This window comes from Reichenbachiella sp. (assembly GCF_039944555.1).
Classification (GTDB): Bacteria; Bacteroidota; Bacteroidia; order Cytophagales; family Cyclobacteriaceae; genus Reichenbachiella.
In genome coordinates this window covers 334,049-350,088 of the sequence record NZ_JBDUYN010000012.1, presented here as the reverse complement: position 1 = coordinate 350,088, position 16,040 = coordinate 334,049, and the positions used below count along the sequence as shown (strand labels likewise).

Below are 16,040 nucleotides of genomic sequence, written 5' to 3'. Positions count from 1 at the left end.
AGACTTAAAGTATGGATAAGAAACAATTTTTTTTAGGGATGATATTCGCCTCGTTAATTGGTGGTGTAGTGGCCCTAGGTGGATATCAATTGATCAAAGAGGAACAACCTGCAAGCATTATTCAATCGTCAAATCAGCCGGTAAGATTTTCCAACTATGCCTTTGACTCTTCGGCCATGGTTGTCCCGGAAGGGTTGAATTTCGTATATGCAGCCAAAGCTGTAACCCCCGGTGTAGTTCATATTAGAAGTACATTCAGTGGCACAGCATCCAACTCTGGGGGATCAAGCCCTTTTGACCAGTATTTCAGAGAGTTTTTTGGGGACCCGAATCGAGGAGGACAGGGCCAACAGCGTCCGTCCATGGGATCTGGCAGTGGGGTGATTATTTCCGAGGATGGCTACATCGCAACAAACAATCACGTAATAGAAAACGCCACTGAAATCGAAGTACTCCTAAACGATAACAGAGCATATAAGGCCGAGATAGTAGGCACAGATCCCACAACTGATTTAGCCCTGCTAAAAGTGGATGCTAGCGGACTTCCTTTTATAAAGGTGGGTAATTCTGATCAAATACAAGTAGGAGAATGGGTACTTGCGGTAGGCAATCCATTTGAATTTAGATCAACCGTAACGGCAGGTATCATAAGTGCCAAAGGTAGAAATATTAACATCCTTCGAAATCGAAATAACCTGCAGATAGAATCCTTTCTACAAACGGACGCGGCAGTTAACCCGGGTAATTCCGGAGGTGCTTTGGTAAACCTCAGAGGAGAATTGGTGGGCATCAATACAGCCATTGCTACTCCAACTGGCACCTATGCTGGCTACTCTTTTGCCGTTCCGTCAAACCTTGCAGACAAGGTTTTGGCTGACCTCAAGGAGTTTGGCGTGGTACAAAGGGCACTACTAGGAATCAACATCAGAGATGTTAATTCCCAATTAGCCGAGGAAGAAAACCTCGGAGTCCTTGAAGGCGTCTACGTGATTAACGTAAATCCAAACAGCGGAGCAGATAAAGCCGGCATCCAAAATGGCGATGTAATTGTTGCTATCGGTGGAGAAAAAGTCACTAAAACTTCTGAATTGCAAGAAAAGGTAGCATTAAACAGGCCAGGTGATAAAGTGGAGGTGACGCTAATTAGAGATGGTAAGAAAAAAACGGTAACCGCAACTCTACAAAACACACTCGGGACTACGGCAACAGTAGCCTCCGCCAACAACATGACTATTCAGGGAGGTACCTTTACTGATCTCACAGATGAGGAGAAAGAAAAATTAAATTTAGAAGGCGGAGCCAAACTTTTAAAAGTGGAAGAAGGTAAATGGAGAGAAGCTGGAATCAAGGAAGGGTTCATCGTGACCCGAGTAGATAAGGGACAGATTCTTTCAGTAGAAGACCTGTCCAGAGCTTTGACCAGAACCAACGACGGATCCGGTCTTCTGATAGAAGGTATGTATGAGGATGGAGAAAAAGCTTATTATGGTATTGGCTGGTAATCTCAGGTCATTCTGATACGATTTTAACATAATCCCCGCTAGTTCGGGGATTTTTTATGTATCAATCCTATTAATCAGAAGGATAACTTATTTTTGCGCAAAAGTTAAATTAACACCAAAATGGCAGACAAATTCGGTATCGAACAAGCACTTAAGAACCTCGGCATCGAGGAACTAAACATGGGATCCAGCACAGGATCTAATTGGATCAAATCCAATGGTGCAGTAATTGAATCCTATTCTCCAGCTGATGGAAAGCTGATAGGAAAAGTGACTTCTGGCACAGAAGAAACTTATGAAGAAATCATTCAAACAGCCACAGAGGCATTCAAATCCTGGAGATTGGTCCCCGGACCAAAAAGAGGAGAAATTGTAAGGCAAGTAGGTGAAGCCCTGCGTGAAAAGAAAGAAGATCTGGGCAAGCTGGTCTCTTATGAGATGGGTAAGTCATATCAGGAAGGACTCGGCGAAGTACAAGAAATGATCGACATCTGTGATTTTGCAGTAGGGCTATCTCGTCAGATGTACGGTTTGACCATGCATTCTGAAAGACCAAGTCACAGAATGTACGAACAATATCACCCATTAGGTATTGTAGGGATTATTTCAGCCTTTAATTTCCCAGTAGCCGTATGGGCATGGAATAGTGCTTTAGCTTGGGTATGTGGTGACGTTTGTCTATGGAAACCAAGTGAAAAAACACCAATTACGGCTATTGCCTGCCAGCACATTACAGATACTGTCTTTAGAGCTAATGGAATCGCTGAAGGTGTAAACAACCTGATCATTGGTGATGCCAAAATTGGCCAGTTGATGTCGAATGACAAACGCGTGCCTCTAGTGTCTGCAACAGGCTCTACTCGCATGGGTAAGGCTGTAGGTGAGGCTGTCGGATCTCGTTTGGGAAGAGCTTTGCTGGAACTCGGAGGAAACAACGCCATCATCATTTCGAAGCACGCTGATTTGGATATGTCATTGATTGGTGCGGTGTTTGGCGCAGTGGGAACTGCCGGGCAAAGATGTACTTCAACAAGAAGGTTGATCATCCAGGAAGATATTTATGAAGATGTAAAAGCCAAATTGAAAAGCGCTTACAGCCAATTGAAAATTGGTAACCCACTCGACGAATCCAACCATGTCGGACCATTAATCGACAAGATGGCGGTGGACATGTATAGCCAAGCCATTGAGAAAGGGAAGGCAGAAGGATCGAAAACTGTTGTAGAAGGCGAGGTGCTTTCCGGAGAAGGATACGAGTCTGGGTGTTATGTGAAGCCAGCCATTTACGAAGTAGAGAATAGCTTCGAAATCGTGCAGCACGAAACTTTCGCTCCTATCTTGTACTTGATTAAGTATAAGAATATTGAAGACGCAATTGCCATTCAGAATGACGTACCACAAGGTTTGTCATCAGCAATCATGACGCAAGACATGAGAGAATCAGAAATGTTTTTGTCCCAAATGGGCTCTGATTGTGGAATCGCCAATGTGAATATAGGTACTTCGGGTGCCGAGATTGGTGGAGCCTTTGGTGGTGAAAAAGAAACCGGTGGTGGACGTGAATCTGGCTCAGATGCTTGGAAAGTATACATGAGACGACAGACTAATACCATCAATTATGGCAGAGATCTTCCATTAGCACAAGGAATTAAATTTGAATTCTAGTTATATACCATTCGGACTTTAAACTATTAAATAGGTCAGGGTTTAAGTCCTGACCTATTTTTTTTCGGACTGCAGAAAGGTAATTGTTCAGTATATTTAGTTTATGAAAAGACTGTCTATTCTCCTATCGTTTGCTGTTTTGATGGCTTGTGAGCCAATCAATCAAAAGCAAAAAACTGAAGTTATACCTGAGTTCACCCTGCCCACCACTCACAAACACAACAAGTGGAGCCGAACGATTGCTCCTGTTCTATCTGTACCTAGTGGAGCAATTGTGGAAGTTTTCACCGAGGAAGCCACAGATGCACAACTAACCATTGATTCAAATCTTGAAGATTTGGTCAATGTCTCCTTCGAGCCTATTCATCCACTCACTGGCCCCATCTATGTAGAAGAAGCTCAGCCCGGAGATGTATTGGCAGTCACCATGCACAAAATTGATGTTGGCAACTGGGGATGGTCTGCCATTTTCCCTGGTTTTGGCTTTCTGGCTGACACTTTTACTGAACCCTATCTAAGGACTTTTAAGATTGATAGTGTTGATAAGACTATTCACTTTTCGGATAAGATTAAAATACCAGCACGTCCGTTTGCCGGGGTAATGGGTGTAGCTCCTGATACCGACTCATTGTTATCAACCATTCCGCCCAGGGCCAATGGCGGCAACATGGACGACCCCAACATAATAGAAGGAACCACTGTGTATTTTCCGGTTTTTGTGGAAGGCGCATTATTCTCTATTGGAGATGCTCACTCTGTTCAAGGATTGGGAGAAGTATGTGGCACTGCTGTCGAATCCCCCATGCGATTTGTCTTCGAGCTTAAACTATTGAAGGGGCAAAAGTCATTCATCAAAGAGCCACAATACGAAACCGACGATTACTATGCGGTAACAGCTTTTGGTACAAGCATCGATCAGGCCACACGTAAAGCCATCGAATTCATGATAGAATACCTTGTGAGTGAACACGGGCTAACCAGAGAGGATGCTTACATGCTGTGCTCTCTAGCCGGAGATCTAAAAATTGCGGAAGTCGTAGACGTTCCGCATATGCTAGTGACCATGCATATGTCTAAAGAAGTGCTGGGAGTGAGGTAGCAAATTCCTTGAGACGTATAATTAGTTACCCGTTAATCGCCTCTACTTCTTGAACTTCTGGTACCATTCTCTTCAAAAGGTTTTCAATACCTGCTTTTAAGGTAAGTGTAGAAGAAGGGCAACCACTGCATGCACCTTGCAATACCACCTTTACTTTGCCATCTTCGAAAGAGTGGAAGTCAATGGCTCCACCATCCTGCTCTACAGCTGGACGAATATATTCATCGAGGATACCTTTTATGTTTTCATCCAGATCGGAAACGGGTGCTTTGGCCACTTCTGCTTTTTTCTCCTCTGCATAGGGCTGCGAAAGATTTACGGCCAACTTACCAGACTCTAAGTAAGCCTTGATGTGTTCTTTGATACCATCTCTTACTTCTTCCCAATCGGTAGCCTCGTCTTTCGATACGGTGATGAAGTTGCTCATCACGAAAACTCCTTTCACAAATGGAAAGGTGAATAGTTCCTGAGCCAGCTCTGAGTTAGTCGCTCTTTCAGGTGCGGGGTAGTCAAAATTGGTGCCTTCGGGTACCAACATGAAATTAACCACAAACTTGAGTGTATTGGGATTCGGGTTAGACTCGAAATATATATTTACCGGGGTGTTTGTTACTGCTTCAGCCATCTTCTTTTCTTCTTGTATCAAGTTACAAAGATACGAAACACTGGCATTCTTTGTTTAGTTCGAAATGAGAATAAAAGAGACGGGCAGAAAGCTCCCGTCTCTTCGAGGTCTGTTATTCTTTTATAATCCTTTCTGAGAATACCTTTTGATCAGCACGGTATCCAATCAAAAGATAAACCCCTTGCTGTAAATCATCCAGCTCTAGGGTCGTTTCCGTTTGATGACTAGGAATATTTGCAATCTCCGAAATTACCCTCCCGGACAAGTCGTGGATACTTATTTTGTCAACCGCGTAATTGTTCCCATGAGTAATAGATAAAGTTTTGCCAAAGGGGTTGGGATATATCATCAAGTTTCTTTCCTCCGGCAAATCATCCGCGTTAGAACTTTCTTTTGCTACCTCCCTTTGCCTGGTATATGTCGCGATATCCCAAACAGTCCCTTCAAAGTTTTGAACTATAGGCAAAGCATTAAAATAATGATTAGCACTTTCTGCACGAAAAGAAAACCCATTTTGCATCTTGACATATACGTCCTCGACGGTATAGGTAACTTCCGAGGTCAAGTCGGTATTCAAAATAGTGGTTGACCCTATAAACGGTGGGAACGAATACTTAGCTGAGGTTGACACATCATATTCAGCAGAGTTGCCTGACTTTGATCTTATGTCAAGACGGTAGGTCCAATTCGGAGATAACCCCGATGCGGTATGGCTATTTTGCTCTTTTGTGACAAAATCGTTGCCTAGCTTATGTTTTATAATAAACTTATCATTTGCCGATATGCCATCCCATGTGATCAAGACTTGGCCTACTCCTGTAGTAAATACCCGGATGTTTCTCGGCTTGTATGCATCAAGACCACCTGTTTGACCTCCCGAACTGGTCACATCAGTAATTAAAACCTCGCTTACTATCAATTCAGGAACGATAGCAGAGCCAAAAGAAATCGGGGTCGAATATATCCATAGAGATTGATAATTTTTGGTAGGCTCAAAGATTTTTGTGATGCGCTCAGGCTGTCCTATGTTTTCTGTGAATACAATGGACGGAGGCAAAATTTCGGCCTTGTCACTTACCGTAACGATAGCTCCTTCGCTACAGTCATTGACATTTGTTTTGGGCGACATTCCGTTGGCTGCATAGCTCCCAAGCTCGATACTTCCTACAAATGCAGACTGTTCCACCCTGGCATAGAAGACAATTTCATATTTGTGATTCGCTTCAAAGTTAAAGCCAATATAAAGTCCTTCACCTTTAGGGGTGGTTTCATATTTTGCTTTCAATACGACACCTTCCCGGTTTATTCCATAAATACCCGGCGATCCATGAGACACCTGCCAATTGGTTCTGATAGCGCCGGAATTTTGGCAAAAATTACTTCCCGAAGCAAATGGACTACACTTGCTTATATCATAGCTTGTACAATCGAATTTTAAGGAAACCGGAACCTGGGAATAGGAATTGCAAGTACAAAATCCTGTTATAAGTAGGAAAAGAAATATTTTTTTCATCGTTTGTTGGTTTCGAGGTTTTCGATTCTGTTTTTCATGTTTTTATTCTCTTCCTTCATCTCAATCAAATGCAGTGTCAACTCCTCAATTTTCTTGAGTAGCAGCATGTTAATTTCGCCAAGGTTTACTCCGTTGGCTTCAATTTCTGCTGCCGAAGGAATTTCCGGGAGGTGCTGATTTTCTTTGATAAATGAAGCAGTTTCTTCAAGAGTAGAAAGCTTATAATCATTTGCAAAAACATAGTCAGGCCAGGGAGAGGCTTCAACTTTGATCTCTTTAGAACGGATAGTTCCATTGACCTCAAGTTCGTGTGCCGGTGAAGTGGTACCTATACCCACATTACCATTTGACTGGATTCTCATTAATTCGTTGCCATTGGATACAAAAGCCAGTCCCATACCCGTTGCCCATCCGTTGGTTATAATGCCTCTAATTTCAGAGCTATAGTCCAGGGAGGTATTTCCGGCGTTGAAATTATTGAACTTAATTCTTCCTATTACTTGATTATTGTGCTGACCGCTACCTCCATAATAGCTTTCTGAGGACAGCCGGATAGTTGCGTCATTTTTCTTCAAATGCAAGAGTTCTTCAGGATCGTTTGTACCGATACCAACATTGCCATTATGCATAATCCTCATTCTTTCCACTTGACTTCCTCCGGAATTAGTGGTAAAACTTAGACCAACATATTCTGCCCAGCTTCCTGTCAGTATACCTCTTATTTCAGCCCTAAAATTATGATTGTCATCCCTATTACTGAATTTGATAGTCCCTAGAACTGAATTCCATGCATTACCCGAGCCTCCAAAATATGAATTGCTGGACAGCCTTATTGTTGCATTATCATTTCTAATATGAATGTCATCTTGTGGAGTCGTGCCTATTCCCAAGTTACCCGTATGGTCAATGATCACCTGGCTATCTCCATCTGCACAAAACAGATGCTTACCCGTTCCATTGATATTGTACCTGATGTTTCGATTAGATGAGGTATGGCCTATAAACCCTGATAGTGCATCATTGTTATATGGATTTACTCCCATGATAATCCCTGCTCCGGAACTTTCCGCAAATCGTGCTGAATATCCGCTGGCCCCAGAGAGTCTAACATCCAAATTATTAGCCGGAGCAGAGACTCCAATGCCAACGTTCCCTCCATTGTAATATATGCTACCAGAGCCCGACCATTGTCCATAGGAATAAGTAGTAATAAGGCTAAGAAATAAAATTGCAACTTTATTTTTCATGATTTGACAGACTTATTTATTTTCAAGTTTTTCTATTCTCTCTACTAGAGTTGTATTAATTTTTTGCTGCTGTTTGAATTGCTCATCCTTCTCAATCAGGTGTAAAGTCAACTCCTCAATTTTCTTGAGAAGCAGCATATTCATCTCACCCAGATTCACTCCATTGGCTTCAATTTCCGAGGCAGAGGGGATTTCAGGTAAATGGTGATTTTCTTTGATGTATGAAGCTGTTTCTTCTAAGGTTGCAAGGTTGTAGTCATCGGCGAAGACGTAATCAGGTGCTCCTGCTCCTATCTCCACTTTAACTTCGCGAGCATCCATAGTTCCCGCTACTGATAGTAATGATGTTGGAGTCTCTGTGCCAATACCGACCTGGCCAGCGGCCGAAATAACCAAACGGTCAATATCTGCATGCTTGTCCTTAATAAAAAATGCGGCCGATGTGCTAATACCCATCGTAAATCTCCTGGCTGTTACCTGGGAAGCCTGGAAAGTTAACGCGTCTCCAGCTGCTCCCGTATTCAGGTGAAGTTTAGTGCTCGGTGCCGTCGTGCCTATACCAAGATATCCGGTATTGCTAAGTGCCATATACTCGGTACCAGTAGAACTTCCTGCTTGAGCATTGGCTCGAAATGACAACCTATCAGCAGCTTTCAGAATAGAAAAACTGTTACTTAGTTCACCGAGATTTTGAAAAAACAAGCGGCCGCTGTGCCTGTTAGCTCCGTCACTTCCCTGACTGATCACAACTCCCGTAGCTGAGTTTCCTTCTGAAGTATGAATATCCAAATAGGAGGCGGGAAAATACGTCCCAATTCCTACCCGTCCATTATTTACAATAAAATCGCCACCAGATTTAAAATTATAATTGACAACGTTGTCCTGTCGAATCTTTAACCCATCACTTTCTAGTTGAAATTGGTACTCTTGATTTGGGCTATAGTGCGTATCTTTAAGAGTTATCAAAGAGCTCCTCCAAGTGTTGGTTTCAATGAGCAAATTGCCCGATTTTATTTCCGCATTTCCATTGACCGGAAAAGAATTCTGCCCCAATAACCGAGTGGAGGCTAAAATAATAACAATGCTCAAACTGAATTTTCTCATAGTCTTTTATTTATTTTCAATTTTATTTAGTCTCTGAACCACGTCATTCAGCTGCTTATCTTTCTCAATTAAATGCAAAGTCAACTCCTCGATCTTCTTGAGCAAGAGCATGTTCATCTCTCCCAGATTTACGCCATCAGCTTCAATTTGCGAAGCAGAAGGAATTTCTGGTAAATGATGATTTTCTTTGATGAATGTAGCCGTTTCTTCAAGAGTAGAAAGGTGGTAGTCGTCGGCGAAGACATAGTCTGGTGCACCTGCACCTATCTCTACTTTTACTTCTCGAGCGTCTATAGTTCCCGCCACCGATAGTAATGAAGTTGGCGTCGTGGTTCCAATACCTACCTTCTTTGCATGCTCATCAACATGAATAGTTGATTGAGGAAGAATTAATCCGTCTGGTGCACCAATTTCTTCAAGTTCAATCAGAGTGTCCTCATTCTCTAGTTCCTTGATCGTAAAACCTTGAACGCTGGTAGTAGAAAGGGGCACCGTTTTAATTGCCAAATATCTGGATGCACCCGAACCCACGTAGCCCCAAATGACATCCATTGTCATATGATCATAGTTGTATTCAGCTACTGTAGTGACCTCTGCTGTATTCCAAATCCCGGAAATTAAAAAGACCACAGATCTATGCTCAGCATATGAGCCTTTTGTAGTAATTGTACACAAGTGTTGTTTCCTTGTCTTGATTTTATACCATGTGTTACCCTTAGGGGCTGTGTTATAAATTTGCGCTTTCAAACAAATCGACATGGAGATCAACACTGTTAGCAAAAGAAATTTCTTCATCATTATTGGTTTTCAAGTTGGTCAATTCGTTTAGTCAAAACTTCTAATTGTTTACTTTGGTAAGCATTCAATTGTATTTCTTTGGACAACTGCTTCTCCTTATGGATCAGATACAAAGTCAGTTCCTCAATCTTCTTTAAGAGCAACATATTCATTTCGCCTAGATTCACTCCATTGACTTCTATTTCTTTGGCCGAGGGCATTTCAGGAAGATGTTGGTTTTCTTTGATGTAAGAGTCTGTTTCTTCAAGGGTTGGGAGTTCATAACCCTCAGCGAATACGTAATCTGGCCAGGGAGAAGCTTCTACTTTGATTTCTTTGGAGCGGATAGTGCCATTGACTTCGAGTTTGTGGGCAGGACTGGCTGTGCCTATACCAACATTACCTAACGAGTTAATTCTCATTTTTTCAGTTACTCCGGACAAATCCGTCCGTGTATGAAAAACCAAATCTCCTTTCCAGCTTCCGCCATTCATTTGAACATATCCTATTTTGGCCATAGCCTGGTGTCCATTTCCGTTTTCATTTCGGCCAAATTCTAGGGCTATTCCTGAATCATTATTGGAACTGAGGTTGTAATGAGAAAATATTGCAACTGATTGTAATGAATTATTTCCAGGATTTGAATCGTAAATATGGAGTTTAGCAAAAGGATTTGCTGTTCCCAGTCCCAAATTGCCAATCCTATCCAACCACATTTTGTCCAATAGCTCCTTGTCATATCTCTCCTTGGTTGCAAAAGCCATTGTGCCGTAGCTAGACTCATTATTAGCATCATAGACACTAATAGCTCCCAATGAAGAGCTGGTTCCTCCGGCGACATTTCCGTATTTATTTAGAGAGAAATTAATTCTTGCCCCGAAACCAGTTTGCCTTTGTCCACTTGTATTTGCCTGGATTCTTAGTACATCATGTACCTGACCATTGGCCAGACTTCTTTTGAAGATATGAAGAGCGTCTTGTGGTGTACTGACTCCGATTCCTACATTTCCAGTTACAGGATCTTCAGTTACCTGGCCATTGACAATACCCGTCAAACAGAGTAGGTTCAAAAATATTATTACCTTTTTCATACCTATTTAAATTTTAGATCGTCGATTTCTTCTTGTTGTTGTTCTAGCAACCGCATTACCTTTTTCATCTGGGAGTCCTTTTCAATCAAATGCAATGTCAACTCTTCGATTTTCTTTAGGAGCAGCATATTCATTTCTCCTAAATTCACCCCATCAGTTTCCATTTCTTTGGCAGAAGGGATTTCAGGAAGATGATGATATTCTTGGATATAAGAAGCTGTTTCTTCCAGAGTAGACAGTTTGTAGTTATCGGCGAAGACATAGTCTGGAACATCCATTACTTCTACTTTCACCTCTTCACATTCCACTCTTCCATCAACTATGGCATGACCCTGTGGTACCGTTATGTTTCCATTGTTTTCAACACGAAACAAATCCCGTTTACCACTGCTTGAGCCTCTAGCAAAAACATAGGACCCTCCCCAGTTTCGCACATACCAGTCTACAATTGGAGAACCTTCATTAGTATCAATGGTCAAGTCAACATCAGCGCCATTATTGTTGGTTGATTTATCAAATTTGATGTTTAAACCGGCATTATCCGCATCCGCGTTGTTGATGTATAAATTGCCGTCGCGAAACCTAAAGTAATCCTCTGTAATAGAAAACCTCGAGGCACCGTCAGAATTAAAAGTAATTTCATTATTGTTTGTACCTATGCTTATGGATTCTCCGTTTTTCCCTGCTACATTCCCTCCTGCCACATAAACATTTCCGGAATTATTAATTTCAAACAATTTGGTTTTTCCATTGCTTGATCCACGATTAAAGGTATAAGAACCACCCCAGTTGCGAACATACCAGTCAACTATTGGAGAACCCGAATTGGTGTTGATGATTAAGTCTACGTCCGCTCCATTGTTGTTGGTCGATTTGTCAAACAGTATTCTAAACCCAGCATTATCTACATCTGTGGCATTAAAATAAGCACTCCCATCGCCCACCTGCAAAAGTGCACTGGGATTCGTCACTCCTATGCCCACATTGGCACCACTGAGTACTATGGCTCCGCCTCCTTCTTTGGTAATTCGAAAATCGTCACCATTCGACAAGCCCATCCATGTTTTCCTTACTCCGCTTCTCTTGAATTGAAAATATTGCCAGGAATCGTCTGAATTGTTAAAAGATAGTACAGCATCACTGTTGGAGTCAACCGTGATTGGTTCTGTGAAATTTTGTGCTTGTATTAAGGAACAAGACAAGAATAGTGTGAGTAATAGGCCGTTAGTTTTCATTTGCTGATTGGTTTAAGTTAGTTGGAGGCTTGAGCAGGAATTATACCTTTGCTATATTTCTTTGCGTCTGTTTTCTGAATTTTCTATTTCCAGTAGTTTCATTCTGTTGTTCATTTCAATGATGTGTAGAGTCAATTCCTCAATTTTTTTAAGCAGCAGCATATTCATCTCTCCTAGGTTCACCCCATTAGCTTCAATTTCCTCGGCTGAGGGGATTTCCGAAAGGTGATGATTTTCTTTAATGTAGGAGGCAGTCTCTTCAAGGGTAGAGAGCTGATATTCATCCGTAAATACGTAGTCGGGCCATGGTGAAGCTTCGACTTTTATTTCCTGAGCTCGAATGGTGCCGTTAACTTCAAGCTTATTTGTGGGAGTAGTGGTACCAATACCGATGTTGCCATCACGATCTATTCTAAGTCTTTCAATCGATGGTCCCCAGCTATTGCCTGTAGCAACTGGAGATGTCCAGAATGAAATCCTTGAGCCTCCATTCCAAGAGTCAGACCATTCGTTGGCTCCAAGGTTCAGACTTCTTACATTATCTGAACCACTCAATTGATAGGCAATAAATCCACCTTGAAAAGCTGTAGAAATATCGGTGCTTCCATCTATTCTGCCAGCAATTGTTAGTGGGCCGCCGCTACTGACTTCAGTACCCAACTGAAGTTTGACATCTTTTTTGCTATAGGATTCAATATGTAAATTTGCACTAGGCGTAGAAGTTCCCACTCCCATAAGCCCAGGAGAAATTACCAAATTAGGAATTCCCAATGCTCCTCCTCCTTTTGTGCCGAATTCTAAAGTAGATGTTGGCGTATTGTAGTAAGATTGAGTTGTTTTAACTCGGATATAGGCTATTTGTCTGTGTGCATCAGACTGACCGTTGGGCTTGGTGAATGCTATACCTCCAAGAATACCATTTGAAATGTTGGAACCAGCGGAAATCCAACCCATATTACTTCCTCCCTGCACATCCAAAACCCGATCGTTAGAGTTGTAAATCTGATAAGAGGCATTTGAATTGTAACTACCCGCGTTGGACGTGCCTATACCTACATTCCCTCCGTTATAGTGAATTGCACCTGTTTCATTGCCACTTGGGTCTTGCCATTGAGCATAGGAAACTGTTGATATTATAGTAAGAAATAAGGTCGCAATATATCTCTTCATGATTGTGTATATGGTTTATTCATTCCTGCATATAGATTAATGTCTATTTATTGAAATAGTCAACACCAATTGATACCGAATATCAAAATGTGTTAAAAATTATACCTGAAATGACGTGATTGGTAGAGGGTCAGTTGGTTCATTATTGTATATCAAAATTACTAATCAAATGCTTTGAATGAGAACATAAAAAAATCCTCATTACTCATCTAGTAATTCTTCTCAAAATGCTGGAGCAAGTATAAACCAAAAGTTTGGAGTATTAAATAATGGACTCAATACTTGCTCAATTCACCTTCACTCTTTGCAATCAACGTAGAAACGGTAGCATCACCGGTGACATTCACCACCGTGCGACACATGTCAAGAATACGATCTACCGGGAAAATAATGGCCACCCAGGCTGGGTTGAGACCGACAGATTGCAAAACAATAATCATCATGACCAATCCAGCACTAGGCGTTGCTGCCGCTCCTATAGATGCTAAAGTGGCTGTAAGTACAATCACCAATTGCTGAGTGAAGGTAAGATCTACCATATGTAACTGAGCCAGGAAGACTACGGCTACGGCTTGGTACAGGCTAGTGCCATCCATGTTGACTGTAGCTCCTACCGGTAGCACAAAACTTGATATGTTTTTGGAAACACCCATGTTGTCTTCCACGCACTCCATCGTTACAGGTAGTGTCGCTGCACTGGAGCTCGTTGAGAATGCCAGAAACTGAGCAGGACTCATATTCTTAAAAAATTCCTTGTAGGTCAGTTTTGGTACGAAAATCTTTAATACCAAAGGATAGAATGCAAATACCAAAAAGAATAATCCCGCAACCAGCGTTAATGAATAGGACCCCAGCCCGAGGAAAATTTCAAACACTTCTGCTGGTGTATCGGCCATCTTGGCGATGACTCCAGCCAGTAAAGCAAACACAAAAAAAGGTGCTGCATTCATCACCATGTTTACCATCTTTAAGAAGACTTCGTTGATGCTTTGGATAAAATCTACCACAGGCTTCTTCTTTTCCTCAGGTACCATGACAAGGGTAATACCAAAAAAGATGGAAAAGAAAATGACTTGAAGCATCAGTCCGTTATTCGAGATAGAAAGCACTACATTCTCAGGCACCATGTCCACTATGAACTGGAGGGGGCTCACTTCTTTTTGCTTTTGGGCACTGGCCATTCGTTTGGCTACTTCTGCCTTGTCTTTTTCAGATAATTGATTGGCCTTTTGCGCATCTGTGATCAGATGTTGATATTGTGGGTCGCTCAGATAGGACTGGCCATCCTGTGGTAATCCCATGCCTTCGCCCTCCAACCAAAGTTCGAAGGATATTCTATTTTTTACACGCTGGTCTTTTTCTACAAAATCTCCAGGCTTCACCAGGTTTACTAGTAACAAGCCAAGACCCACAGCAGTCACTGTGGTGATAAGATAGGCTCCAAGAGTTTTGCCTCCCAATCTCCCCAGTTTGGATACATCACTCAACCCCGACACCCCACTGATGATTGAAAACAAAACCAGCGGTACGGCAATAAACTTCAGCAGTCTAATGAAAATTACTCCAAACGGATCAATCCATGTAATAGTAAATGTGTTCCAGCCTAGTGCACTGGATATAAAGGCCCAAACAATACCTAGAACAAGACCAATTACTATTTTGACATGTAGGGGTAAATTTTTCATTCTGCGACTAATTATTGTTTCATTAATCCGGCCAAGATACTAGGTTTTTTTCAGACCACCTTGTCATGGCAAAGTGGTCTGAAAAAAAGTCCGCTGGCACGAGTTCATAGTCCTAAAGTGAGGCTTGCACCAATTTACCTAGTTAAAAAGATGTTTTCTTTAAATTAACTTTTAAGTGTTGTGGATTGATTCAAAAGATAAAAATCAAGAATTGTCAAAGCGGCCATGGCTTCTACTATAGGCACGGCCCTTGGTACCACACATGGGTCGTGTCTACCTTTACCGGACACGGTAATTACGTTTCCGTCCTGATCTACGGATTCCTGATCGCGCATAATCGTAGCCACAGGTTTAAAAGCTACGTTGTAATAAATATCCTCTCCGTTTGATATGCCGCCCTGAATACCTCCTGATAAATTAGTACGTGTTTTTATGTCATCTCCCTTTTTCTCGAAGATGTCATTGTGCTCAGAACCTTTCATTTTGGCGCCATCAAACCCGCTTCCATATTCGAAACCTTTCACGGCATTGATGCCAAGCATAGCACCACCCAATCGGGCGTGTAGCTTGTCAAACACCGGTTCACCAAGTCCAACCGGAACACCTGTAATCACACCGGTGACAATTCCGCCAACCGTGTCCCCGTTTTTTCGAATGCCATCAATAAAAGCAATCATCTCTTCGGCTACAGCTTCATCCGGACAACGGACGATATTGTTTTCAGTTTTGGATAAATCCAATTGTCGATGATTCTTCTCTGTCTTCAAATCACCAACCTGTGAAACGTAAGCATAAACTTCAATGCCTAATTGGCGTAAAGCCAGCTTGGCCAAAGCACCGGCTGCTACTCTTGCAGCTGTCTCCCGTGCAGAACTTCTTCCCCCTCCACGATAGTCTCTTATTCCATATTTTTCTTGATAGGTAAAATCGGCATGCGAAGGTCGAAAGGACTTTGCTATATGAGCATAATCCTTGCTTTTCTGGTCTGTATTATGAATGACCATGGCCAATGGCGTGCCAGTAGTTTTACCTTCGAATACCCCTGAAAGAATTTCGAAACTGTCCGGCTCTTTTCGTTGCGTCGTAATCTTTGATTGGCCAGGCTTTCTCTTTTCCAACTCTGATTGGATAAATACTTCATCAACATCGATCCCTGCAGGGCAGCCATCTATAGTGACTCCGATGGCTTTGCCGTGTGATTCTCCAAAAGTAGTGATCTTGAACAAAGACCCGAATGAGTTACTCATCAAAAATGTGTTTGAATTTCAATACCGTAGAACGAGATCAAAATTAATTGAAAATACTTTGGGGAGTGTTGTTTTCTTGG

At 42.0% G+C, this 16,040-nt stretch carries 13 protein-coding genes; 3 read left to right on the top strand and 10 right to left on the bottom strand.

Translation table 11 applies throughout. The annotated features are described in order from the left end of the window. Positions 1-11: 11 nt before the first annotated feature. From ABJD64_RS19060 to ABJD64_RS19050, 3 genes are all read left to right on the top strand, one after another. Positions 12-1,502 (top strand): Do family serine endopeptidase, encoded by a 1,491-nt coding sequence (locus tag ABJD64_RS19060; protein WP_348180659.1) that lies wholly within the window; start codon positions 12-14, stop codon positions 1,500-1,502. Between the two features lie 120 nt (positions 1,503-1,622). After that, positions 1,623-3,167, top strand: coding sequence for an aldehyde dehydrogenase family protein (locus ABJD64_RS19055; RefSeq protein WP_348180660.1), 1,545 nt, complete (start codon positions 1,623-1,625; stop codon positions 3,165-3,167). 103 nt (positions 3,168-3,270) lie between these two features. Continuing rightward, on the top strand, positions 3,271-4,266 hold the full coding sequence (locus ABJD64_RS19050) for an acetamidase/formamidase family protein (RefSeq protein WP_348180661.1): 996 nt from the start codon (positions 3,271-3,273) through the stop codon (positions 4,264-4,266). Positions 4,267-4,291: 25 nt separating this feature from the next. Here the strand turns inward: ABJD64_RS19050 and ABJD64_RS19045 are convergent, their stop codons facing one another. From ABJD64_RS19045 to aroC, 10 genes are all read right to left on the bottom strand, one after another. Beyond that, positions 4,292-4,891: a NifU family protein gene (locus ABJD64_RS19045; RefSeq protein WP_348180662.1), complete on the bottom strand. Its 600-nt coding sequence runs from the start codon at positions 4,889-4,891 to the stop codon at positions 4,292-4,294. A 112-nt stretch (positions 4,892-5,003) separates the two neighbouring features. Then, a complete protein-coding gene (locus tag ABJD64_RS19040) occupies positions 5,004-6,404 on the bottom strand; it encodes a T9SS type A sorting domain-containing protein (RefSeq protein WP_348180663.1) in 1,401 nt (466 codons plus the stop codon). Continuing rightward, positions 6,401-7,651, bottom strand: coding sequence for a hypothetical protein (locus ABJD64_RS19035; protein WP_348180664.1), 1,251 nt, complete (start codon positions 7,649-7,651; stop codon positions 6,401-6,403). The genes ABJD64_RS19040 and ABJD64_RS19035 overlap by 4 nt, the downstream gene beginning before the upstream one ends. A gap of 12 nt (positions 7,652-7,663) precedes the next feature. Beyond that, a complete protein-coding gene (locus ABJD64_RS19030; RefSeq protein ID WP_348180665.1) occupies positions 7,664-8,755 on the bottom strand; it encodes a hypothetical protein in 1,092 nt (363 codons plus the stop codon). A gap of 6 nt (positions 8,756-8,761) precedes the next feature. Beyond that, positions 8,762-9,553 carry a hypothetical protein gene (locus ABJD64_RS19025; protein WP_348180666.1) on the bottom strand — a complete coding sequence of 264 codons (792 nt, stop codon included), beginning with the start codon at positions 9,551-9,553 and terminating at the stop codon, positions 8,762-8,764. Next, entirely contained in the window at positions 9,553-10,623 is a 1,071-nt protein-coding gene (locus tag ABJD64_RS19020) for a hypothetical protein (protein WP_348180667.1), read from the bottom strand. Before ABJD64_RS19020 ends, ABJD64_RS19025 begins: the two co-directional genes overlap by 1 nt. Positions 10,624-10,625: 2 nt before the next feature. Further along, positions 10,626-11,858 (bottom strand): hypothetical protein, encoded by a 1,233-nt coding sequence (locus ABJD64_RS19015; protein ID WP_348180668.1) that lies wholly within the window; start codon positions 11,856-11,858, stop codon positions 10,626-10,628. A gap of 51 nt (positions 11,859-11,909) precedes the next feature. Further along, on the bottom strand, positions 11,910-13,028 hold the full coding sequence (locus ABJD64_RS19010; RefSeq protein WP_348180669.1) for a hypothetical protein: 1,119 nt from the start codon (positions 13,026-13,028) through the stop codon (positions 11,910-11,912). A 275-nt stretch (positions 13,029-13,303) separates the two neighbouring features. Then, complete coding sequence (locus ABJD64_RS19005; RefSeq protein ID WP_348180670.1) at positions 13,304-14,713, bottom strand: dicarboxylate/amino acid:cation symporter; 1,410 nt, start codon at positions 14,711-14,713, stop codon at positions 13,304-13,306. 164 nt (positions 14,714-14,877) lie between these two features. Then, positions 14,878-15,960 (bottom strand): chorismate synthase, encoded by a 1,083-nt coding sequence (gene aroC, locus ABJD64_RS19000; RefSeq protein WP_348180671.1) that lies wholly within the window; start codon positions 15,958-15,960, stop codon positions 14,878-14,880. Positions 15,961-16,040 lie beyond the last annotated feature (80 nt).